This window comes from Actinomadura chibensis NBRC 106107 (assembly GCF_001552135.1).
GTDB lineage: Bacteria > Actinomycetota > Actinomycetes > Streptosporangiales > Streptosporangiaceae > Spirillospora > Spirillospora chibensis.
Map to the genome: position 1 here is coordinate 1 of NZ_BCQP01000097.1, position 20,570 is coordinate 20,570.

Consider the following 20,570-nt stretch of genomic DNA (forward strand, 5'->3'; position numbering starts at 1 on the left):
CTGCTCACCGGGGCCGGGTTCGACGTCCGCGAGGAGCCGCCCGGAACGCTCGCGGTCACCGGCGCGAACACGGCGCGGGTGGGCGCGCTCGCCGCCCAGCACGACGTGGAGCTGCACGAGCTCCGGACCGACCACGGCTCCCTGGAGGACGCGTTCATGGAGATGACCCGCAAGGCGACCGAGTACCGGGCGGCGCCCCCGTCCGGCGGGCAACTGACCGAGCAGCCCGCCGAGCCGTTGGGACCCGGGCGATGACGGCCCTGCGCGGCGCGCTCGCCGCGGAGTCGGTCCGGCTCGTCCGGAGCCTGTCGACCTGGTGGTGCCTCGGCACGGCGACGGCGCTGGCGCTCGGCTCGGCCGTCCTCGCGGCCCGCGTGCCCGAGGAGGGGCGGCCCGTCACCGTCCTGGACGCCGTCGCGGGCCTGACCTTCGGCGAGATGATCCTCATCGTGCTCGCCGCCCTGTCGGTCACCGGCGAGTACCGGCACGGAACGATCCGCGTCGCCTTCCTCGCCGTCCCCGAGCGCAGGATCGTGATCGCGGCGAAGGCCCTGCTGATGGCGGTGATCGGCGCGGCGATCGCGATCTGCCTGGCGCTCGCGAGCCTCGGGGTGGCCGCGCTCGCGGTCAGCGGGTCGCGGCACTCGCTGGCCCCCGACACGGCCGCGGAATGGCGGCAGATCCTCGGGATGGGGATCGTCTGGGCGTTCGCGGCGGTCGCCGGAGTCGCGGTCGGCGGCGTCGTCCGCAACGGGGCGGCGGCCGTCAGCGTCGTGCTCCTCTGGTCGCTGCTGGTCGAGAGCGCGGTCGGGGTGCTGCCCCGGGTCGGCGGCGCCGTGGCCGGGTGGATGCCGTTCACGGCCGTCGGCGGAATCGTCGACCCGGAGACGGACTCGCGGGTCCCGCTGGGCGCCGTCGGAGGGACCGGCTACGCGATCGTCGTCGGGCTCGGCCTGCTGTCCCTCGCCATGCTCGTGACCCGGCGCCAGGACCTCTGAGCGGCCCGATCTCCGCGGCGCCCCGCGACGTGCCCCGTCCGGTCAGGAATCCGCGTTCCGCGGTGATCCGGAGGGAGGCTCAGCGGGGCCGTCGGCGGCTTTGGCGGGCTCGGCCTTGGTGAGGGAGGGCTTCGCCGCCGCGGCTCCGGACGAGGCGTCTGCGGGCCCCGCAGAGGCGTCCGGGGCCTCGCCGTCTCCGTCGTTTCCGCCGTCCTCGTCGTGGTCGTCGTCCTCGTCGGTCAGCAGGACGCCGACCACGGAGCGGATCTTGTCGACCGGGACGGCGCCCGCGCGCAGCAGCCGCGGCACCGAGCCGGTCAGGTCGACGATCGTCGACGGCTCGGTGTTCCCGGACACGCCGCCGTCCAGGTAGACCGACACCGCGTCGCCGAGCATCTTCTCGGCCTCGGCGGCGTCGCGGGCCGCCGGGCGCCCGCTCAGGTTCGCGCTGCTGACCGCGAGCGGCCCGGTCTCCTTGAGCAGCTCGACCGCGAGCTCGTGCATCGGCATGCGCAGCGCGACGGTGCCCTTGGTGTCGCCGAGGTCCCACACGAGGTTCGGGTTGGAGCGGCACACGAGCGTCAGCGCGCCCGGCCAGAACTCGTCGATGAGGTCCTGCCCGTAGGTGCCGAGATCCTCCACGAGGGCGGTCGCGGCGCGCACCGAGCCGACCAGGACCGGCGGGGGCATCTCGCGCCCGCGTCCCTTCGCCTCCAGCAGCTTCTCCACCGCGGGCGCGACGAACGCGTCCACCCCGACGCCGTACACGGTGTCGGTCGGCAGGACGATCAGCTCACCGCGCCGGACGGCGGAGAATGCCTCGGCGATCCCGCGGGTGCGCTCCATCGGATCGGAGCAGTCATAACGTCGGCTCACGGTCGCCCGTCTTCCCATCTCGCGGCGCTCGTCCGTTTCTGGCACCGCCCAGGATAGCCCCGCTCCGGCGGACCGGCTCCATCGCGCAGGTCCGGACGGGTCGGGCGACCGCGGCGAAGCGAGGATCACCCGCCGCCAGGTAAACCGGGCGCTAGTCGGCGACGGTCCGGGCGGTGACGAACCGGTCACGGTTGGTGAGGTCGCGCCGGTTGCGGACGTCCCGCCAGCCGCGCTCCTCCGCGAACACCCAGTAGACCGCGTTGCCCTGGAGGTCGCTGTGCTCGACCGCCACGTGCCCGCCCGGACGCAGCAGCCGCCGCGCGGTCCGCTCGACGACGCGGATCGCGTCCAGGCCGTCGTCGCCGCCGCCCCACAGCGCGTCCGCCGGGTCGTGGTCGCGGACGTCGCGCGGCACGTACTCCCATTCGCTCATCGGGATGTACGGGGGGTTGGAGACGACCAGGTCGACGGTGCCGTCCAGCTCGGGGAGGGCGGTGGCGAAGTCGTCCAGGTGCAGCCGGACGCGGCCCCGCTCGTCCAGCTCCTCGACGTTGCGCGTCGCGTGGACGAACGCCGTCGGGTCCTTCTCCACCGCGTGGACGCGCGCGCGCGGAGCCTCCAGCGCGATCGACAGCGCGATGGCCGCCGACCCGGTGCCGAGATCGACGACGAGGGGGTCGCGGACGTCCATGTCCCGCAGCGTCTCCAGCGCCCAGCCGACCATCACCTCGGTCTCCGGGCGCGGCACGAACACCCCCGGCCCGACCTTCAGCTCCAGGTAGCGGAAGAACGCGCGGCCGGTGATGTGCTGCAGCGGCTCCCCCGCCTCGCGCCGCGCCACGAACTCCCAGAACCGGGCGTCGAACGCGCCGTCCGGGACGCAGTGCAGCTCCGAGCGCTTCACCCCGTGCACGGCCGCCGCCAGCTCCTCGGCGTCGGCGCGGGGCGAGGCGGCCCCCGCGTCCGCGAGCCGCGCGGTGGCCCTGGCGATCTCGTCGAGCAGAAGTCTCATGATTTTTGTGCTTCGGCCAAGCGGCGTTCCATCTCGGCGTCGACGAGCGCCTGCGTGACGTTGTGGAGGTCGCCGTCCAGCACCTGGTCGAGGTTGTACGCCTTGTAGCCGACCCGGTGGTCGGAGATCCGGTTCTCCGGATAGTTGTAGGTGCGCACCCGCTCGGAGCGGTCCACCGTCCGGACCTGGCTCTTGCGCTCGGCCGCCGCGGCCGCGTCGGCCTCCTCCTGCGCCATCGCCAGCAGCCGGGACCGCAGGATGCGCAGCGCCTGGTCCTTGTTCTGGAGCTGGCTCTTCTCGTTCTGGCAGGACACGACGACCCCGGTCGGCAGGTGCGTGATGCGCACCGCCGAGTCGGTGGTGTTGACGCTCTGCCCGCCGGGACCCGACGACCGGTACACGTCGATGCGCAGGTCGTTCGGGTCGATCTGGACGTCCACGTCCTCGGCCTCGGGCGTCACGAGGACGCCGACCGCGCTCGTGTGGATGCGCCCCTGCGACTCGGTCGCCGGGACGCGCTGCACCCGGTGCACGCCGCCCTCGAACTTGAGCCGCGTCCAGACGCCCTCCTCCTGCGAGCCCTTCGCCTTCACGGCGACGGTGACGTCCTTGTAGCCGCCGAGGTCGGACGGGTGCGAGTCGAGGACCTCCGTCTTCCAGCCGACGCGCTCGGCGTACCGCAGGTACATGCGCAGGAGGTCGCCCGCGAACAGCGCGGACTCCTCGCCGCCCTCGCCCGCCTTCACCTCAAGGATGACGTCCTTGGCGTCGTTCGGGTCGCGCGGGACGAGCAGGCGGCGCAGCCGCTCCTCCAGGTCGCCCTTCTGCCGTTCGAGGTCGGTCGCCTCGGCGGCGAACGCCTCGTCCTCGGCGGCGAGCTCGCGGGCGGCGGCGAGGTCGTCCGCGGTGGCGGCCAGCTCCCGGTGCGTCTCGACGATCGGGCGCAGCTCCGCGTAGCGCTTGCCGAGCCTGCGCGCGAGGTTCTGGTCGGCATGGACGGACGGATCGGCGAGCCGTTCCTCGATGCCCGCGTACTCACTGATCAGTTCGTCGAGATTCACGATGTGTCCTGGCCCGTTCCGGCCCGGGGGCGCGGCCTCCGGACGCCGACTTCGCGCGGCCCGGGGAGCCGCATCGTCCCCGGGCCGTCACTGGTCGCTATGAATGCGGCTGCCGCCCTACTTCTTCGCGCCCTTCTTGCCGAAGCGCTGCTCGAAGCGCGCGACCCGGCCGCCGGTGTCGAGGATCTTCTGCTTGCCCGTGTAGAACGGGTGGCAGTTCGAGCACACGTCGGCGTGGATGACGCCGTTCTCGGCGGTGCTGCGGGTCTCGAAGGTGTTGCCGCACGTACACGTCACGGTCGTGACGACGTAGTTCGGGTGGATGTCGGGCTTCATGGTTCTCCTCGCTTCTGGCGGTCGCCGGACGCCCCCGCCCGCATGGCGGAGCCATGGTGAGGATGGGAAGCGCGAACCGGTACCGCAGCGGTTGCAGTCCAAGTGTGCCAGATACGTGAACGTGCCGACGTCACGGGGCATTCCCGATCATGGACGCCGGCCGGGAGCCGTGGTCAGGCGCCCGCGCGCCCCAGGTAGGCGAGGACGGCCATCACCCGCCGGTGCCCGCCCTGCGCGGGCTGCAGGTCCAGTTTCATGAAGATGTTGGAGATGTGCTTCTCCACCGCGCCCTCGGTGACGACGAGGTCCGCGGCGATCGCGCCGTTCGAGCGGCCCTGCGCCATCAGCGCGAGCACCTCCCGCTCGCGCGGGGTCAGGGCGTCCAGCGGGTCGCCGGTGCGGCGGCGGCCGAGCAGCTGGCCGATCACCTCGGGGTCGATGACCGTCCCGCCGGCGGCGATCCGGCGGACCGCGTCGATGAACTCGGCGACGTCCGACACCCGCTCCTTCAGCAGGTAGCCGACGCCCTCCGCGCCGCCGCCGATCAGGTCCGTCGCGTACCGCTCCTCCACGTACTGGGACAGGACGAGGATCGGCGTCCCCGGCCGCCGCTCCCGCACGTTCAGCGCCGCGCGCAGCCCCTCGTCGGTGAACGACGGCGGCATCCGGACGTCCACGATCGCGAGGTCGGGCTTGTGCTCCTCCACGATGCCGAGCAGCCCCGGACCGTCCCCGACCGTCGCGACCGTCTCGATCCCGGCGTCGCCGAGCAGCCTGACGAGCCCTTCCCGGAGCAGCACCGAATCCTCGGCGATCACAACGCGCATCCGCCCATTATCGGGGCTGGCACGGTCCGCCCGCCGCCGTTCGCCCGCGCGCGGGCCCGGACGCGGGCCCGCGCGCGAAGGCGCCCCCGGCCGGAGAGCTCGGGGGCGCCGGTCGGGCGGGCGGCGGCTACCAGGTGCAGGGCAGGTCGGCGCGGATGATCGTCGGGCCGCCGGGCGGGCTGTCCACGATCAGCATCCCGTCGATCGTGGCGGCCCGGTCGGCGAGCCCGGCGAGCCCGCCGCCCGGCCGCGCGGACGCCCCGCCGACCCCGTTGTCGATCACCTCGACGACCACCCACCGGTCCTCGCGGGCCACCCGGACGGTCGCGCGCGTCGCCCGGGCGTACTTCGCGATGTTCGCCAGCGACTCCGCGACGATGAAGTAGGCGATGCTCTCGACCGCCGCCGGGGGACGCTCCGGCAGGTCGACGTCCACCTCCACGGGGACGGGCGCGCGGCCCGCGAGGCCGGACAGCGCCGGGTCGAGCCCCCGGTCGGTGAGGATCGCCGGGTAGATCCCGCGGGCCAGGTCGCGCAGCTCGGTGATCGCCTCCTTGGTGCCGAGGTGGGCCTGCTCGATCAGCGCGCGGGCGCCCTCGGGGTCGTCCTCCAGCTTGGCGCGGGCGCGGCCGATGTCCATCGCGACGGCCAGCAGCCGCTGCTGCGCGCCGTCGTGCAGGTCGCGCTCGATGCGGCGGCGCTCGAACTCGGCCGCGTCCACCCCGCGGGCGCGGCTGGCCCGCAGGTGCTCGGTGCGCTTGCGCAGCTCGAGGTTCTCCTGCTGGGACGGGCTCTGCCCGAGCATGAGCCGCGCGAACGCCGAGTGCGTGACCGCCATGACCCGCGTCGTGTACATCGCGAAGACCAGGAAGACGAGTCCGATCAGCGACACCGGGAGCGCCGCCAGCGGGTTGCCCGCCCAGTACGAGACGGGGCCGACGCTGACCTCGGCGCCGCCGTCGGCCGCCACGATCACCGGCAGGAACAGCAGCATGAACGTCCCGGCCCACACCACGGCGGAGATCACGAACTCGACCAGCGTGATCGGGAACAGCACGGCGAGGTAGGCGAGGTCCTTCCAGGTGGCGGGGTCGCCCGCCATGCCCTTCAGCTTCGCCAGCGGGTTGCGTCCCGGCGGCAGCGGCCGGTACGGGTCGTCGATCCGGACGCCGAACGCCAGCCGGACGAGCCGCCGCTCCAGCATCGCGCCGAACCGCCACGCGATCATCATCAGCGCGAGCATCGGCAGCCCCACCCAGATGATCAGCAGGCTGACCGACAGCGTCAGCCCGACGACCAGCGCGATGAACCAGCCGAGCCCGAACGCCATGCTGACGGCCAGGTAGATCGCCGACCGCCAGGTCACCGACGACCGCGCCATGGCGAGCGGCGTCCAGGGCAGGTCCGCGACGTTCGCGGCCACGTCACCCCCGGCCCGCATCACGGTGGCCCACCGGGCCGCCGCCCACCGCGCGGCCGCGCCGCCGGACGCGGCCCCGCCCGGGTCTCTGCTCACGTCGCCCACGTCGTCCCTCCATGCCCGTTCCAACCTACGGTCCAAGCGTGCCCGGACGGACGTGGGGCGACCATGATGTCCGCCGCCCATTCGGGGGTGGGGCTAACCCCACCATGCGCCGGACGAGCGGAAACGCGGACCGTCCCGGAGACGCGGAACGCCCCCGCCCGGAGCCGTCCGGACGGGGGCGCCTGCGCGCGTCGCTCAGCGGTCGTCGGACACCGTCGTCTTCTGCACTTGGAGCAGGAACTCGGCGTTCGACTTGGTCTCCTTCATCTTCTCGATGAGGAGCTCAAGCGCCTGCTGCATGTCCAGCGCGTGCAGGACGCGGCGGAGCTGCCAGACGATGCGCAGCTCCTCCGGCGCCATGAGGATCTCCTCCTTGCGGGTGCTGGACGCGTCGACGTCCACCGCCGGGAAGATCCGCTTGTCGGCGAGGCCCCGGTTGAGCTTCAGCTCCATGTTGCCGGTGCCCTTGAACTCCTCGAAGATGACCTCGTCCATCCGGGACCCGGTCTCGACCAGCGCGGTCGCGAGGATCGTCAGCGAGCCGCCGTTCTCGATGTTGCGCGCCGCGCCGAAGAACCGCTTCGGCGGGTACAGCGCGGTCGAGTCGACACCGCCGGACAGGATGCGCCCGGACGCCGGCGCCGCCAGGTTGTAGGCGCGGCCGAGCCGGGTGATCGAGTCGAGCAGCACGACGACGTCGTGGCCGAGCTCCACCAGCCGCTTGGCACGTTCGATGGCCAGTTCCGCGACGGTGGTGTGGTCCTCGGCGGGACGGTCGAAGGTCGAGTGGATGACCTCGCCCTTCACCGTCCGCTGCATGTCGGTGACCTCTTCGGGACGCTCGTCCACGAGGACGACCATCAGGTGGCACTCCGGGTTGTTCTTGGTGATCGCGTTGGCGATCGCCTGGAGCACCATCGTCTTGCCGGCCTTCGGCGGCGACACGATCAGGCCGCGCTGCCCCTTGCCGATCGGCGACACGAGGTCGATGATCCGCGTGGTGAGGATGCCGGGGTCGGTCTCCAGCCGCAGCCGCTCCTGCGGGTACAGCGGGGTCAGCTTGGAGAAGTCGACGCGGCCCTTGGCCTGGTCGGGCTCCATCCCGTTGACGGTGTCGAGCCGGACGAGCGCGTTGAACTTCTCGCGCCGCTCGCCCTCGCGCGGCTGGCGCACCGCGCCGGTGATGACGTCGCCCTTGCGCAGGCCGTTCTTGCGGACCTGGGCCAGCGACACGTACACGTCGTTGGCGCCCGCGAGGTAGCCGGTCGTCCGGACGAACGCGTAGTTGTCGAGGATGTCGAGGATGCCCGCGACGGGGATGAGGACGTCGTCCTCGGTGAGCACCGGCTCCTCGTAGCGCTCGCGGCCGCGGCCGCGGTTGCGCTCGCGGAACCGGCGCCCGCGCCGGCCCCGGCCGCCGCCGTCGTCGTCGTCGTGCTGGCCGCCGCCGCCCTGGCTCTGGCCGCGCTGCCGTCCGCCGCCCTGCTCGCCCCGGTCGCCGCGGTCGCTCCGGTCGCCGCGGTCGCCCCGCTCTCCCCGGTCGCCGCGCTCGCCCCGGTCGCGGCCCTCGCCGCGCTCCCGGCCGCCGCGCTGGCGCTGGCGCCCGCCGCCGTCGCGTCCCTCGCGGCCGCCGTCGCGGCCCTCACGCCCGTCACGCCCGCCCTGGGACTCGCCGTCCTCGGCGTTCTGCTCCCGGCCCTGGTCCCGGTCGCGGTTCTGGTCGCGGTTCTGGCGGTCGCCCCGCTGCCGTCCGCCGCCCTGGCGCTCGCCCCGCTCGGCCCGCTCGCCCTTGTCGGCCCGCTCGGTCTCCGGCTGGCCCGTCTGCTCCACCGCGGGCTGCGCGGCGGTCTGCGCGGCCGCGGGCGCCTCGTCGGCGGGCGGCGCGACCTCGGTGAGGGTCGCCTGGTCGTCGGACACCTCGCGCTTGGCGGCGGCCGCGCGGGCGCGCCGGGGGCGCTCGGTCTTCGCCGCGGCAGCGTCTCCCTGCTCGCCCCCCGCCGAGCCCTGCCCCTGGCCGCCCTGCTTCTCCTGGATGGCGGCGATGAGCTGGCTCTTGCGCATCCCGGTCACGCCGGTGATGCCGAGGCTGGACGCGAGCGCCTTGAGCTCGGGCAGCACCATGGCCGACAGGCCGGTGCCGGACCGGCGGCGCCGGGGGGTGGCGGGCTCGGCGTCGGCGGCCGGAACGGCGTCGACGGCTCCCGTGCTCGATGCGTCCGTAAGGAGTTCGCTGGATTCGCTCACTAAGGGTCCTTCCCAGGGAGCGGGCGTTGGCCGGTGTTCGGCCAGCCGACCCGGTAGTGCGGCCCGGCGGGGGCGCCGGGACGGGCTCCGCTGATCACGGTGGGGCCGGGATCTGCGATTTCTGGGCACAGCCAGATGGTGGACGGGACGGTTCGCTCGTGCGTGTTCCCGGTACCGCCACGTCCGAAGTTTCGCTGGGATGCCGGACAACGGGATGTCACGGTGTCGGGAAGCCAAGTACGCGGGACCGAGACGGCCGGAGGGCCGAACAGGCGACGCGCGGCTGACGAGCACGCTGCCCCGAACGGGGCATCTGGTGCGGCATTAAGCCTAACATCACCAGGGCGCACTGCTATTCCCCAGAGGTCGATGTCTTCGCATTTTACTTAGCGGGAACGTGCCGGGAACGCGCACCGGTCACGGCGACGCCGCCCCCCGGCCCGAGACGCTCCGGCACGGTCGCGGCTCCGATTCTCCGGCCATGACGTGAGCGCCGCGGGTCGCGACGTCCAACGGGTGTTCGTGCCACCCATTACCCACTTCGCCGACCATCGAATCAAGTTGTCCCGCGCTTGTGAAGGCCAGGACAGTAGGACCTGCCCCGGAGATCACCGCCGGTACGCCCGCCGCGCGCAGCCGCCCGACGAGCGCGGCGGACTCCGGCATCGCGGGCGCGCGGTAGTCCTGGTGCAGCCGGTCCTCGGTCGCGTCGAGCAGGACGTCCGCGCCGAGGCCGCCGGTGAGCGCTGCGACGAGCAGCGCGGCGCGGCCCGCGTTGGCCGCCGCGTCCCCGTGCGGGACGGTCTCCGGCAGCAGCCCGCGCGCCCGCTCGGTCGCCAGCCGGTGCTCGGGGACGTACGCCACGACCTGCTTGACCTGCGATTCCAGCCGGACGAGCCGGGGCCCGTCCGGGGTCGTCCAGGCGACGGTGAGGCCGCCCGCGAGGCACGGCGCGACGTTGTCGGGGTGCCCCTCGATCTCGGTCGCGAGGCGCAGCGCGGTGTCGTCGTCGAGCCGTCCGCCCGCCGGGTGCAGCGCGCGGGCGGCGGTGATCCCGGCGACGATCGCGGCCGACGACGACCCGAGGCCGCGGCTGTGCGGGATCCGGTTCCGGCACCGCAGCCGCAGCCCGGACGGCCGGGGCGGACCGGATCCGGCCAGGTCGTCCAGCATGTCGAAGGTGTCCCGCAGCACCCGGACGATCAGGTGCCGGTCGCCCCGTCCGGCGACCTCGGCGCCCTCGCCGTCCACCTCGATGGACAGCTCGCCGTCGCCGGTCAGCTCGACCTCGACCTCGTCGTACAGGGCCAGCGCGAGGCCGAGCGAGTCGAAGCCGGGGCCGAGGTTGGCGCTGGTCGCGGGCGTCCGGACCAGCACCGGCCCGTCCGCCCAGCCGGTTCTCGCCGCGCCCACCTCAGGTGAGGCCGAGCTCGGACGCGGCGGAGTGCGCGTCCACCTTGATCACGGTCGGCGCGGGCGCGCCGGAGATCGCCCAGTCGGGGTCCTTGAGGCCGTTGCCCGTCACCGTGCAGACGACCCGCGCGCCGGGCGCGACGACGCCCCGCTCGCTCGCCTGCAGCAGCCCCGCGACGCTCGCCGCGGACGCGGGCTCGACGAACACGCCCTCCTCCCGCGCGAGCAGCCGGTACGCGGCGAGGATCTGCCGGTCGGTGACCGAGTCGATCGCGCCGCCGGACTCGTCCCGGGCGGCGACGGCGAGGTCCCAGGACGCCGGGTTGCCGATCCTGATCGCGGTGGCGATCGTCTGCGGGTTCAGGACGGGCTCGCCCTTCACGAACGGCGCCGCGCCGCTCGCCTGGAAGCCCAGCATGCGCGGGGCCTTCGTCGAGGTCCCGTCGGCGGCGTACTCCTTGTAGCCCATCCAGTACGCGGAGATGTTCCCGGCGTTCCCGACGGGCAGGCAGTGGACGTCGGGGGCGTCGCCGAGCGCGTCGACGATCTCGAACGCGGCCGTCTTCTGGCCCTGCAGCCGGTACTTGTTGACCGAGTTGACGAGCGCCACCGGGTAGTCGACCGACAGCTTGCGGGCCAGTTCGAGGCAGTCGTCGAAGTTGCCGTCCACCTGGAGCAGCCGCGCGCCGTGCACGAGCGCCTGCGCCAGCTTGCCCATCGCGATCTTGCCGTTCGGGACGAGGACCGCGCAGGTCATCCCGGCCCGCACCGCGTACGCGGCGGCGGACGCCGAGGTGTTGCCGGTGGACGCGCAGATGACGGCCTTCGCGCCGTCCTCGGCGGCCTTGCTGATCGCGACCGTCATGCCGCGGTCCTTGAACGACCCGGTCGGGTTGGCGCCCTCGACCTTGAGGAACACCTCGCAGCCGGTCAACTGGGACAGCCGCCCGGCGGGCACCAGCGGCGTGCCGCCCTCCAGCAGCGTGACGACGGGCGTCGCGCCCGTCACCGGCAGCCGGTCGCGGTACTCCTCGATAAGGCCCCGCCACGCGCGGACGTTCGCGTTCACGTCGGTCTCCCTATGACCTGCGATGTTGCCCCGAAGTCTATCGACTGCGGCCGCTCATACATCGCCCTCGACCCGCATGACGCTCGCCACCTCGCGGACGATCTCCAGCCCGCGCAGCCCCTCGACCGTCGCGGACAGGGCGGCGTCGGGCGCGCGGTGCGTCACGACGACGAGCTGGGCCTCCTCGCCCATCCCGACCTGCCGGACGGCCTGGATCGACACGTCGTGCCTGGCGAACTCCTCGGCGACCGTGGCGAGGACACCGGCCTCGTCGGCCACGTCGAGCTGGATGTAGTAGCGCGTGACCGTCTCGCCCATCGGCAGGACGGGGAGCTTCGCGTACGTCACTTCGACCGGGCCGGGCGTACCGCCCGCGACGTTCCGCGCCACCGCGACGAGGTCGCCGAGGACGGCCGACGCGGTGGGGGCGCCGCCCGCGCCCGCGCCGTAGAACATCAGCGAGCCAGCCGACTCCGCTTCGACGAATACCGCGTTGTAAGCCTCGCGGACACTCGCCAATGGGTGCGACCGAGGAATCATCGCGGGATACACGCGAACGGAGACGCCGCGTCCATTGCGCCCGTCCGCCGAGGGGATGCGTTCGCAAATGGCGAGGAGTTTGACGACGCAGTCCATTCCCTGGGCCCCGGCCACATCGGCGGCGCTCACTTCGGTGATGCCCTCGCGGTGGACGTCCGCCGCCGTGACCGGAGTATGGAAGGCGAGCTGCGCCAGGATCGCCGCCTTGGCCGCGGCGTCGAAGCCCTCCACGTCGGCCGTCGGGTCGGCCTCGGCGTAGCCGAGCGCCTGCGCCTCCTCCAGCGCCTCGTTGAAGCCGGCGCCGTTGGTGTCCATCTGGTCGAGGATGTAGTTGGTGGTGCCGTTCACAATGCCGAGCACCCGGTGCACGTGGTCGCCCACGAGGGACTCGCGCAACGGGCGCAGCAGCGGGATCGCGCCCGCCACCGACGCCTCGTAGTACAGGTCGGCGCCGTACTCGCGGGCGGCGGCGAACAGCGTCGCGCCGTCCTCGGCGAGCAGGGCCTTGTTCGCGGTGACGACCGACTTGCCGGACTTCATCGCCTCCAGCATCAGCGTCCGCGCGGGCTCGATGCCGCCGATCACCTCGATGACGATGTCGACGTCGTCCCTGGTCACCAGGGCCTGCGCGTCCGTCGTCAGCAGCGCCCGGTCGACGCCCTCGCGGACCCGCTCCGGCCGCCGCACGGCGATGCCCGCGAGTTCGAGCGGCGTCCCGACGCGCGCGGCGAGGTCCTCGGCCTGCTCGTTCAGCAGCCGGACGACCTCCGTGCCGACCACGCCGCATCCGAGCAGCGCCACGCGCAGTCCGGGTTTCACGCTTCGACCTCCGCATCCAGGCTCGGCTCTACCCCCGCGTCGAGGCGCAGCAGGTCGGCCGCGCTCTCCCGGCGGACGATCACGCGCGACCCGCCGTCCCGCACCGCCACCACGGCGGGCTTCGGGACATGGTTGTAGTTGCTCGCCATCGACCGACAGTACGCACCGGTCGCCGCGACCGCCACCAGGTCCCCCGCCGCAAGATCTTCGGGGAACCACAGGTCTCGCACGACGATGTCGCCGCTTTCGCAGTGCTTCCCGACAAGCCTACTGAGCATGGGCGATGCGTCCGACGACCGGCTCGCCAGCGCGCCGGTGTACTCGGCGCCGTAGAGGGCGGTGCGCAGGTTGTCGCTCATGCCGCCGTCCACCGAGACGTAGGTGCGCAGGCCCTCGACGTCCTTCACCGTCCCGACCTCGTAGATCGTGACGCCGCCCGGACCGATGATCGCCCGGCCCGGCTCGACGGTCAGCCGCGGCATGGCGAGCTCGTAGGCCCGGCACTCGCGGGCCACGATGTCGCGCAGGCCGTCCGCGATCGACTTCGGGTCGTGCGGCTCCTCCCCCGGCACGTACGCGATGCCGTAGCCGCCGCCGAGGTCCAGCTCGGGAAGCTCGACGCCGTGCTCGTCGCGGATGGCGACCAGCAGCTCGGCCAGCCGGTGCGCGGCGACCTCGAACCCGTCCACGTCGAAGATCTGCGACCCGATGTGGCTGTGCAGGCCCACCAGTTCGAGCTGCTTCAGCTCCAGGACGCGCCTGACCGCCTCCAGCGCCGCCCCGGAACTGCGCGAGAACCCGAACTTCTGGTCGTCGTGAGCGGTCGCGATGAACTCATGGGTGTGCGCCTCCACTCCCGTGGTGACGCGCACCATCACCTTGGGGCGGACCCCCTTCTCCTTGGCGAGATAGCCCACTCGGGCGATCTCCTCGAAGGAGTCGAGCACGATCCGTCCGACCCCGACGTCCAGGGCCTTCTCGATCTCCCAGGACGCCTTGTTGCTCCCGTGCAGCGTCACGCGCTCGGCCGGGAAGCCCGCCGCCAGCGCGATGGCCAGCTCGCCGCCGCTGCACACGTCCAGGCCGAGGCCCTCCTCGTCCAGCCAGCGCGCGACCGTCGTACAGAGGAACGCCTTGCCCGCGTAGTGGACGTCGCCGTCATGGAACGCCGCCGCGTACTCCCTCGCCCTGCTGCGCACGTCTTCCTCGTCGTAGACGTACAGGGGCGTCCCGTACCGCTTCGCGAGGTCCCGGACGTCGACGCCGCCCACGGTCAGGACGCCGCCCTCCCGCTTGGCGCTGCGCGGCCAGATCGCCGGGTCCAGCGCGTTCAGATCGTCCGCCGGACCCGCCGGGTGGTCCTCAGGCAGGACGTCGGCGTGCCGGGGCCCGGCAGGGTGTACTCGACTCATATCCGCTCTCTAGGGGTCTCACCGATCATGTTCAGCCCGTTGCCGAGGACGACCCGGACGGCCTCCGCGAGGCCGACCCGCCCCGCGCGCGCCGTCCCCGGTCCTATGGCCGGACATCGTTCATGCACGTCGTGGTACGCCCCGGCGACTCTCTCCAGACAGAACATCAGCGGCCGGGCGTCCCGTTCCCGCTCCGCCTGCCTGGCCCTTCCCGGGACGTCCCCGAGCACCCCCACGAGCCGAAGCTCCTCCGGCCGCGCGTCGTCCAGGGGGCCGCGTTGGAGCCGGAGATCCTCGGCCCAGCGGCCCACCCAGCAGGCCCGCGCATAGGCGTACCGCACCGAGAATCCGGGGTTCTCGAACGTCCGCGGCCATTCGTCCCATTGCCGTTCCGGCACCTTGGCGACGCCGTACTCCGGGTCGCCGAGAATGGCGTCCACCACATCCCGCGCCGAGACGGCGACCCGGACGAACCCGGCCCCGGTGACCGTCCCCCCGACCCGCTCGGCGACCACCCGCGGCTCGATTCCCAGCCGCAGCGCCACCGGACTCTCGAAGACCCCGTCCCCCCGGCTGAACACAAGGGCCTCATCAGGCACGACGACGTCGAGCTCCCCCTGCGCCACGGCGTCCCGCACCGCGCGCACCAGGGCATCGCTCACGTCGGCTGGAGTCACCCTGGCGAGACTATCCGACCACTATCCGGACACCGCGGCGAGCTTCCGCACCGTCTGGATCAAGTGGTTCGGGTCGAACGGCTTGGTCACGTACGCGTCCACACCGATCTCGTGCCCCCTGCGCACATCGTGCTCCTGCGCCCGGGCTGTGATCATCACGACCCTGATGTGCGCCGTCCCCGGATCCTCCCGCAGCCGGACGGCCGTCACCCACCCGTCGAGCCGCGGCATCATCACGTCCAGCGTGATCACGTCCGGCCCGACCTCGGCCACCTTGTCCAGGCAGTCCTGACCGTCCACCGCGGTCACCACCTCGAACCCCTCAAGCTGCAGGTTCACGGCGATGAGCTGGCGGATCACCTCGTCGTCATCGACGACCAGAACGCGTCCCAGTGGCTCGGTCACGGCCTCGAAGTTAGCCCAATCCGCCCCCGGGACGCACGACGAACGCCCACGTACCCGCCACCCCGCCAACCCTGGTAACCTTCAACAGCGCTCGCAAGGGCCCCCTTAGCTCAGGGGATAGAGCAACGGCCTCCGGAGCCGTGCGCGCAGGTTCGAATCCTGCAGGGGGCGCACCACCATCACCAGCGGAAACACCCGCTGACCTGCCCGGGGAAGGCCCGGCCCTTCCGGACGGTGTAGGTGACCAAGTGCCACCGGATGCGGCCGATGGCGACCATCTGGGTACCCAGCGGGTACCAGAAAATCCACCCAAACCCGGCACCGAACCCTCCCCCGCCCCGGCGCGCCCTCCCGAACCGACCTCCGGTGAGGACGCAGCCGCCGAAGCGGCGGCCCCTGCGGCGGACGTCGAGCCGTCCGACCCCGCGTGCGCGTGGTGGGAGTGGACGGATTGAATGCCGCACGGGTGGAGAACGGCCGCGGGGCGGGCCGAGAGACGGTTGTGCCGATGTGGCGTTGATCTCAACCGCTCACCAGTCGCCTGCGCGGATGTCCGGGGCCCCCTTCACGCACGCGGCGCTCTGGGGTGGGTGACCGGTTGGTGGCATTCGGTGGCGGGGTGGTGGCGCAGGTGTCGATGATGTCGGCCATGACCGGGCGAGGTGGGGCGGGTGGCCATCGAGATGCGCGCGCCGACCGCCGAACTGGACCCGCCCCCGGACGCCTGGCAGTCTGGGCCTGGGGATACTCTCCGCGCCTGCGCTGGGACCCGCCCGCGGCGCGGCGGTGTCGGGGCATGACCAACATGAGAACGAAGGCCACGGGTGGCTGACGGTACCCGCGGTGTGACTCCGCGTTCGAATACGCGTCGTGCGGCATGACCGGCGGGCCAGGGCCTCGCCGGGCACCCCGAACCCGCCATCGCCCTTCGACGGCGCTGTTCTTCCTCGCCCTGCCACGCCGGGCATCGGAGGCGCTCTGAAGTCGATTGATCTGGGTCGATGCAGCGGTGACCGATGGCGGCCGCGGGATCGGTCTTCGGCGCGGTTGGCGGTGGCGGTCAGATCGCTGTCCGTAAGGTCGCGGTATGGACCTCCCTGCCCCCGCCGTGCCGCCCGGCGAGCCTGATGGGCCGGGGACCGCCGGGTCCGCCCGGTCCCGGGGACCGGGTCGCTGGTTTGCGGGGCCTGGTGCGTTGGGTGTGGTTGCTGGATGCTGCCTCGGCAGCGCTGGGGGCGGCGGGCGGCGTGGCGATCAACCAGGTTCTCAACGAGGGCCGATGGGCGTGGTGGTGGCTGCTCATCGCGCTGGCCCTGGCCGGGAGCGCCGCCGCGGTCACCCATAAGATCGCCGGTGCAAGCCGCGGCCCCGCCGTCACCGGCCAAGTCCAGGTCGAGCCCTCACTTGCCGCCGTGGGCACCTACAGCATGATCGATCAAGCGCCCGAACACCGCCGCGCCGCCCGTCTCCTGCCGCCCGACTCCCCCGCTCTGGGGGCCGTCCTTGACCACCTCTACGCCAGCGGCGATGTTCTCCGGGTCACCCTGGCCGAGCCGCTATCGGACTTGGAGCAACCTCGATACCTGGTGGTATGAGTCCTCTCTGCAGCGTTGTTTTTTTGAACGGATCAAGGCCGGGACGGCGGCAGTGACGGTGGCAAGGGACAGAGCGGCGGCGCGCTGATCTGTGGTTTCGGCGTAGCCAGCCAGCGTAGACAGCACCGCTATCCACACCGCGAGCAGCGAGGCCGCGACTCGGCCTCTTCGATCCCTAGAGGACACGCCGACCTCTTCAGCGGACGGGCTTTCTAACCCGATCGGACGCTCTTGGCTGTGACTAGGTTCCCTTCCTGCACGTTCCGCTACTGGAGGCCCGCCGAGACTCGTCTTGATCCGAGTTGAGCACGCCCGGGGATGCTCTGGATGATCACGTGGAAGTGTGGTCGCTTCTCGCAGGCGGGTAGTGCGTACACCACGGCGGGCGGGGCTTCGGCGATCCCGGTCGAGGGGACGGCGGCCGCCCTCACCGACGTGTGTTATGCATGCCTACCCGCCGGTGATCACCGTTTGCGCAGGCACTTGAGGCCGGAGCGAAGGCATGGGCCGACGGCACACGGCAACAGGCTACCCACCGCAGCCCCGCGCGCGCTGCATGAGCTGGGACCGGTATTCGCAGCCTCACCCACGTGAACTACACGGCGGCCAGTACCCCGAATCGGCGACCTGCAGTTTTCGCTCAACTCGCTCCAGAAAACACTCGCGGCCACCAGGTCTTGACCATTAGCGTTTCTTCGAGCGGCCGACCATGGTGAGATACCGGGCGACCCACCCATACCGATCACTGCCAGCGCAAGCGTGATCCAGGAGAACATTCCGCTTGTCAGGTCGCCGAGTGCGACGACCGCCACGACCCCGCCCACCGCACCGCACGGCAGTGCCACACCCCAGCGGACGGTCGGCGACGTCCGGCGGGCGATCACAACGGCGACAAACCCGGCTGATAACGTCACCAGTGCCATGATCAGGACGGCGATCGAGCCGCTCCGCCCGAAGAGCTGCTTTTCGGTGGCGTCTGGAACAATGAGCCAGGCGAAAAGCGTCCCGCCGAGACCGACTCCCGCTATGCCCGCCCACATCAGCGCCTCGGTACGACCAGGGATAGGGCCGATACGTTCCACACCAGCAGAGGCTATCCGCACCGGCGTGCACAAGAACCGACCATTGAGTCGAAAAGCGCGGTCCGTTAGATCAAGGATGTTTGCGGATAGGCGCTGGTTGCCAGACCCCTGGCTTGTGAGAGTGGTTTCAGGTTCGCGGACCGGTTCGATGATCTGTCCACTCACCTGGCGCAACGTCGGTGGTCCTGGGGTGTCTGACGGGACTATGGCTGCCACGTGATCGCAGCAAAACGCTGATGTGCCTCGCCGAGGCGGCTTTTATCCGGGGTAGTTGAGCGAAACTACAGGTCAATGGCTCGGGGCGCTGGCCACCGTGTAGTTCACGTGGGTGAGGCTGCGGATACCGGTCCCAGCTCAGGCGGCGCGCGGGGCTGCGGTGGGTGGCCCATTGCCGTGTGACGTCGGCCCATGGCTTCGCTCCGGCCCCGGCGCCGGGGTATGGCAGGCCCGGGAAGCGGGCGCGGCCTACCGGGCCCGGGTCCTGCGCTGCAGCAGATCGTCCTAGGCGGCGGCCGAGGGCACGGGACGGTCGTCGGCGGATAGAGCGGCCAGGCGTGCATGCACGGCGTCCTGGTCAGGGTGTCGTTAACGACCGTGCTATCCGCCGCAAGTCCGGCGGATGTCTTTGCCTGGTGTGCGTGGCTCCTCTCGTGAGGGGCTTCCAGCTTGGTGCCGGGCGTCAGCCCACGGAGATGGGTGAACGGTCAGGGGCGCCGCCGCTCCCGGCTACCACCCATACCCCCGGCTCCACCTCATCCGATCGGGCCCGCATCAGTTCGGCCACCGTGGTCGGCCACAACGTTCGACTTGACCACCGCACTCCGAGCAGGTCCGCTGCGAGAAGGTTCGCGTTGTGGAGGTCCGCGCCCTCCAGGTCCGCGCCGGTCAGGTTCGCGCGGGTTAGGTCCGCGCGGGTCAGTTTCGCGTCGGTCAGGTTCGCGCCGTTCAGGTCCGCGTGGGTCAGGTACGCGCCGTTCAGGTCCGCGCGGGTCAGGTCCGCGTCGGTCAGGTCCGCGCGGGTCAGGTTCGCGTCCTCCAGGTTCGCGCCGATCAGTTTCGCGAGGGTTAGGTCCGCGCGGGTCAGTTTCATGTGGGCCAGGTTCGCGACGGACAGGTCCACGTGGGCCAGGTTCGCGCCGGTCAGGTCCACGTAGGTCAGGTTTGCGCCGGTCAGGTCCGCGAGGGTCAGGTTCGCGTCGGTCAGGTCCGTGCCGAACAGTTTCGCGCGGGTCAGGTTCGTCCTCTTCAGGTTCGCGCGGGTTAGGTCCGCGCGGGTCAGTTTCGCATCGGTCAGGTTCGCGCCGTTCAGGTCCGCGTCGGTCAGGTTCGCGTCGGTCAGGCCCGCGTCGGTCAGGTTCGCTAGCGGCCGTGTTCGTGCCAGGCCCGCACCCACGCCCGGCGCTTGCCCGCAGACCAGGAACGGGTTGGCGAACTCGATCACCTGATGAGCACCGCCGCTGCTCACGGCTTGGTCCGCATCGCCCGTCTGCCTGGCCATCTGCGGGCGCGGGGCGACCGGTGTCGGGGTCAGCATTCCAGGACGAGCCCGGCCTCGTAGTAGGGCTCGACGTCGTCGGCGACGAACCGGAACCACGACGCGATGACCGCGCTGGAAGAACCGGCGTGGTCGCGGCACCAGGAAGCCGCGCCCATCAGCGCCTCGGCTTCGGTGGCGCCGCAGAACACCATCACCGGCTGCAGCCCGGCGGCGGCGTCCCGGCCGGACTGGTCTGCGACCTCCTCGGCGGTCCGGGCCAGCCGCTCCAGTTCGGCGACGACATGGCCGGGAAGGCGCAGGCCGGGCTCATCCTGGCCCGGCTCAAGACCGAAGCTGCTGAGGTCGATTCGCGGCATCGGCGCCCACGGTAGCGGGAAGCCGCGGATCAGGTTTGCCGCCGCGCCGGTCAGCGGCCACGCTCAACAGGCACGGTCCCCTCGCCTCCGCAGGGCCCGCGCGCCGTCCGCGACCGCGCCGCCCTCACCGCGGCCTCGCCCCACCCCGCCGCACACACTGACCAGCCACCGTCCCACAATCAGGCGATTCCGGGATACGCCGCGATCGGTCCCGCGGCGCCCCCGCTGCGCACCGCCCTCGTGGCCCTGCGAACGGGGAATGTCTGTACCGGTTGGTCACTTCGGGTCCAGCAGGTCCTCCCACCCCCACCGGTCGGTGGGATGTCCCTTCGGTTCCCGTCCGAACCGGTACCGCTCCCTGTGATCACCAATTTGCAGAAACTGCTCCAACATGCCGACAGCCAGCAACCGGTCGGCCAGTGCGGTCACCTGGTCGCCGGCCCCAGCCTGCCGCAACCGGCCCAGCAGCAAGGCGAGGCCGCCCAGGTTGCCAAGGGCGACCTGGGCGACGGCCCGGTCGGCCAGTGCGGTCACCTGAGTACCGGCCCCGACCTCCCGCAACCGACCCAGCAGGACAGCGATGGCATACGGGGCGTTGAGGGCGACCTGGGCAGCGGGATTGCGTGCCAGCAATGCGGTCGCCTGCTTATCGGACCCGACCTCCCGCAACCCGCCCAGCAGGAAGGCGACGCCGCCCGGGTTGTCGAGAGCGACCTGGGCAGCGGCCCGGTCAGCCAGTGCGGTCACCCGATCACCGGCCCCCGCCTCCCGCAATCCGCCGAGCAGCAAGGCGACGCCGTACGGGTTGTCGAGAGCGACCTGGGC

General features: G+C 71.9%; 20 protein-coding genes and 1 tRNA gene. 4 read left to right on the plus strand and 17 right to left on the minus strand.

Translation table 11 applies throughout. The features are described 5' to 3' along the window. Positions 1-255 (plus strand): DUF8746 domain-containing protein (locus tag ACH01S_RS44780; protein ID WP_502687069.1); only part of this gene is annotated, 255 nt, incomplete at its 5' end. Continuing rightward, positions 252-998, plus strand: a complete 747-nt coding sequence (locus ACH01S_RS40705) for an ABC transporter permease (RefSeq protein WP_067905508.1) — start codon at positions 252-254, stop codon at positions 996-998. The genes ACH01S_RS44780 and ACH01S_RS40705, both read left to right, overlap by 4 nt. A 42-nt stretch (positions 999-1,040) precedes the next feature. Here ACH01S_RS40705 and ACH01S_RS40710 read toward each other — a convergent pair whose 3' ends face one another. The 13 genes from ACH01S_RS40710 to ACH01S_RS40770 all read right to left on the minus strand — a co-directional run bounded on the left by ACH01S_RS40710 (position 1,041) and on the right by ACH01S_RS40770 (position 15,214). Beyond that, positions 1,041-1,874, minus strand: a complete 834-nt coding sequence (locus ACH01S_RS40710; protein ID WP_083981716.1) for an L-threonylcarbamoyladenylate synthase — start codon at positions 1,872-1,874, stop codon at positions 1,041-1,043. A 151-nt stretch (positions 1,875-2,025) separates the two neighbouring features. Then, a complete protein-coding gene (gene prmC / locus ACH01S_RS40715; protein WP_067905510.1) occupies positions 2,026-2,886 on the minus strand; it encodes a peptide chain release factor N(5)-glutamine methyltransferase in 861 nt (286 codons plus the stop codon). Next, positions 2,883-3,947 carry a peptide chain release factor 1 gene (gene prfA, locus ACH01S_RS40720; RefSeq protein WP_067905512.1) on the minus strand — a complete coding sequence of 355 codons (1,065 nt, stop codon included), beginning with the start codon at positions 3,945-3,947 and terminating at the stop codon, positions 2,883-2,885. Before prfA ends, prmC begins: the two co-directional genes overlap by 4 nt. Before the next feature lie 117 nt (positions 3,948-4,064). Further along, positions 4,065-4,283 (minus strand): 50S ribosomal protein L31, encoded by a 219-nt coding sequence (gene rpmE, locus ACH01S_RS40725; RefSeq protein ID WP_067905514.1) that lies wholly within the window; start codon positions 4,281-4,283, stop codon positions 4,065-4,067. A 173-nt stretch (positions 4,284-4,456) separates the two neighbouring features. Further along, positions 4,457-5,110, minus strand: a complete 654-nt coding sequence (locus ACH01S_RS40730; protein WP_067905516.1) for a response regulator transcription factor — start codon at positions 5,108-5,110, stop codon at positions 4,457-4,459. Positions 5,111-5,237: 127 nt separating this feature from the next. Continuing rightward, positions 5,238-6,626 (minus strand): sensor histidine kinase, encoded by a 1,389-nt coding sequence (locus tag ACH01S_RS40735; protein WP_246236387.1) that lies wholly within the window; start codon positions 6,624-6,626, stop codon positions 5,238-5,240. Positions 6,627-6,830: 204 nt separating this feature from the next. Continuing rightward, positions 6,831-8,879, minus strand: coding sequence for a transcription termination factor Rho (gene rho / locus ACH01S_RS40740; protein ID WP_067905521.1), 2,049 nt, complete (start codon positions 8,877-8,879; stop codon positions 6,831-6,833). 417 nt (positions 8,880-9,296) lie between these two features. Further along, a complete protein-coding gene (thrB, locus tag ACH01S_RS40745) occupies positions 9,297-10,292 on the minus strand; it encodes a homoserine kinase (protein ID WP_083981713.1) in 996 nt (331 codons plus the stop codon). A gap of 1 nt (position 10,293) precedes the next feature. Continuing rightward, positions 10,294-11,361 carry a threonine synthase gene (gene thrC, locus ACH01S_RS40750; protein WP_067905525.1) on the minus strand — a complete coding sequence of 356 codons (1,068 nt, stop codon included), beginning with the start codon at positions 11,359-11,361 and terminating at the stop codon, positions 10,294-10,296. 54 nt (positions 11,362-11,415) lie between these two features. Next, positions 11,416-12,720 (minus strand): homoserine dehydrogenase, encoded by a 1,305-nt coding sequence (locus ACH01S_RS40755; RefSeq protein ID WP_067905527.1) that lies wholly within the window; start codon positions 12,718-12,720, stop codon positions 11,416-11,418. Further along, complete coding sequence (gene lysA, locus ACH01S_RS40760) at positions 12,717-14,132, minus strand: diaminopimelate decarboxylase (RefSeq protein WP_067905529.1); 1,416 nt, start codon at positions 14,130-14,132, stop codon at positions 12,717-12,719. The genes ACH01S_RS40755 and lysA overlap by 4 nt, the downstream gene beginning before the upstream one ends. Continuing rightward, the gene (locus tag ACH01S_RS40765) at positions 14,129-14,794 is read right to left on the minus strand and encodes a DALR anticodon-binding domain-containing protein (protein ID WP_067905531.1); all 666 of its coding nucleotides are present in this window, start codon (positions 14,792-14,794) and stop codon (positions 14,129-14,131) included. The genes lysA and ACH01S_RS40765 overlap by 4 nt, the downstream gene beginning before the upstream one ends. A 36-nt stretch (positions 14,795-14,830) precedes the next feature. After that, entirely contained in the window at positions 14,831-15,214 is a 384-nt protein-coding gene (locus tag ACH01S_RS40770; protein ID WP_246236388.1) for a response regulator transcription factor, read from the minus strand. A 99-nt stretch (positions 15,215-15,313) separates the two neighbouring features. Between ACH01S_RS40770 and ACH01S_RS40775 the strand changes: the two genes are divergently transcribed. Together ACH01S_RS40775 and ACH01S_RS40780 are read left to right on the plus strand one after the other, a co-directional pair. Further along, positions 15,314-15,385, plus strand: a tRNA-Arg gene (locus tag ACH01S_RS40775). Between the two features lie 1,028 nt (positions 15,386-16,413). After that, positions 16,414-16,809 carry a hypothetical protein gene (locus tag ACH01S_RS40780; RefSeq protein WP_148344003.1) on the plus strand — a complete coding sequence of 132 codons (396 nt, stop codon included), beginning with the start codon at positions 16,414-16,416 and terminating at the stop codon, positions 16,807-16,809. A 464-nt stretch (positions 16,810-17,273) separates the two neighbouring features. Here the strand turns inward: ACH01S_RS40780 and ACH01S_RS44215 are convergent, their stop codons facing one another. The 4 genes from ACH01S_RS44215 to ACH01S_RS44785 form a co-directional block, all read right to left on the minus strand. Further along, a complete protein-coding gene (locus ACH01S_RS44215; RefSeq protein WP_148344004.1) occupies positions 17,274-18,056 on the minus strand; it encodes a hypothetical protein in 783 nt (260 codons plus the stop codon). Between the two features lie 514 nt (positions 18,057-18,570). Beyond that, a complete protein-coding gene (locus tag ACH01S_RS40785; protein WP_083981714.1) occupies positions 18,571-19,425 on the minus strand; it encodes a pentapeptide repeat-containing protein in 855 nt (284 codons plus the stop codon). Then, positions 19,419-19,745 carry a hypothetical protein gene (locus tag ACH01S_RS40790; RefSeq protein ID WP_067905535.1) on the minus strand — a complete coding sequence of 109 codons (327 nt, stop codon included), beginning with the start codon at positions 19,743-19,745 and terminating at the stop codon, positions 19,419-19,421. The genes ACH01S_RS40785 and ACH01S_RS40790 overlap by 7 nt, the downstream gene beginning before the upstream one ends. Positions 19,746-20,021: 276 nt before the next feature. Continuing rightward, positions 20,022-20,570 (minus strand): hypothetical protein (locus tag ACH01S_RS44785; protein WP_218010572.1); only part of this gene is annotated, 549 nt, incomplete at its 5' end.

Bases quoted from the DNA above. Each gene is read 5' to 3' on its own strand.
- ACH01S_RS40790 (WP_067905535.1), bottom strand. From the start codon at position 19,745: ATGCCGCGAATCGACCTCAGCAGCTTCGGTCTTGAGCCGGGCCAGGAT.
- ACH01S_RS40730 (WP_067905516.1), bottom strand. From the start codon at position 5,110: ATGCGCGTTGTGATCGCCGAGGATTCGGTGCTGCTCCGGGAAGGGCTC.
- rpmE (WP_067905514.1), bottom strand. From the start codon at position 4,283: ATGAAGCCCGACATCCACCCGAACTACGTCGTCACGACCGTGACGTGT.
- ACH01S_RS40705 (WP_067905508.1), top strand. From the start codon at position 252: ATGACGGCCCTGCGCGGCGCGCTCGCCGCGGAGTCGGTCCGGCTCGTC.
- ACH01S_RS40785 (WP_083981714.1), bottom strand. From the start codon at position 19,425: ATGCTGACCCCGACACCGGTCGCCCCGCGCCCGCAGATGGCCAGGCAG.
- prmC (WP_067905510.1), bottom strand. From the start codon at position 2,886: ATGAGACTTCTGCTCGACGAGATCGCCAGGGCCACCGCGCGGCTCGCG.
- lysA (WP_067905529.1), bottom strand. From the start codon at position 14,132: ATGAGTCGAGTACACCCTGCCGGGCCCCGGCACGCCGACGTCCTGCCT.